Origin of the sequence: Ferruginibacter sp. (genome assembly GCF_014377975.1) — a bacterium.
Taxonomy (GTDB): Bacteria; Bacteroidota; Bacteroidia; order Chitinophagales; family Chitinophagaceae; genus Ferruginibacter.
The window spans coordinates 1-1,530 of the sequence record NZ_JACMOO010000398.1 but is presented as its reverse complement, the minus strand read 5'-3'; the positions used below and the strand labels follow the sequence as shown (position 1 = coordinate 1,530).

Sequence of the window (1,530 nt, the reverse complement as noted above, 5' to 3'; positions counted from 1 at the left end):
TTATACACTTTTTCCAAAGGTAAAAAACTGCCTATTGTTACGCTGTCTTCATTACTGCTTTGCGAATGGTCAAAATAACAATGGCTGCCCGGCGTCATTACAACCTGGTGGTTTTGTTTTGCTGCTGCAATTCCACCTTCAGTTCCCCGCCAGCTCATAACCGTTGCGTTGGGTGCAAGTCCTCCCTCTAAAATTTCATCCCATCCTATTATTTTTTTGCCTTTGCTGTTTACATATTTTTCTATTCGCTGTATAAAATAACTCTGCAAGCCATGTTCATCTTTTAAGTTATTGGTTTTTATTAATTCTTGGCAAAAAGCAGATCTTTTCCAATTTTCCTTCGGGCACTCATCTCCGCCAATATGGATATAGGTAGCAGGAAATAGCGACATTACTTCGTCCAGAACATTTTCAATAAACTTAAAAGTATAATCTGTGGGAGCAAACACATCATTAAAAACGCCCCAGGTTTGTTGAACCTGTTTACCAACCCTGCTTCCCGCCCATGCGGTCGTAGAATCTACTTGAGTATCCTCATTTGGAAAGCAACTGAGTTGAGGATATGCTGCAATCGCTGCAGATGCATGACCTGGCATTTCAATTTCCGGAATTACAGTTATGTATCTTTCAGAAGCATATTGTACAATTTCTTTTATTTGTTGTTGCGAATAATAGCCGCCGTAATGTATGCTGTCATTTCCTTTGCCAGGATAACGGCCTATAATTGTACCGTTTCTGTAGCCGCCAACTTTTGTTAATAAAGGATATTTTTTAATTTCTATTCTCCATCCCTGGTCATCAGTAAGATGCCAGTGAAAAGTATTGAATTTGTAGTACGCAAGATAATCCAGATATTTTTTTATGTAACTAACCGAAAAGAAATGACGGCTCACATCCAGATGCATTCCACGATAAGAAAAGCGGGCGGAATCCTGTATTGAAAGTTGTGGAATAGCAATAGTATTGGAAATATTTTTTACGGCTAATAACTGCAACAACGTTTGAACACCATTAAAAAGCGAAGATGATTCTCCTGCTTCTAAAATAATTTCTGAATTGGATATCTGTAACGAATAACCGCTTTTAGAAGAAGCCCCTTCTCTTAAAAAAAATTGAATAGTGTTTTTATTAAGAATAGTTTTTTTATTAGTAAACACCTCCGTTTTTAATGATAAACCTGTTACGTTTTTTACCTGATCTTTAAAATAGTTTGCAAGTTTTTCAGCTCCTTTTCCATAAACAATATTAGTTGCAGAGGTTAATTCAAAATTCCCTTTCCCCAATTTCACATCATTAGGGTATGGCACAATATTTATCTGATTCTGTGCAAATGAGATAATACTAATTATGAAGAAAGCTAAAATACAAAACAGTTTTTTCATGCTATTATTTTAATACAGGTAAAATGATTTTGCTTGCATTTATTTTATCATGGTAAATACGAATCGTCGCTTTTTGAAAATCACTTTCATTCGCATCTGGAATGCGCATAAATTTCTGAGGATTTCTGTCAACCAGAGGAAACCAGCT

At 35.9% G+C, this 1,530-nt stretch carries 1 protein-coding gene; it reads right to left on the bottom strand.

Annotation, left to right across the window (positions count from 1 at the left end; genetic code table 11):
* Window positions 1-1,382, bottom strand: a 1,382-nt coding sequence (locus H7254_RS19515) for a beta-N-acetylhexosaminidase (protein WP_301934570.1), incomplete at its 3' end; no start/stop codon positions are given.
* Window positions 1,383-1,530 lie beyond the last annotated feature (148 nt).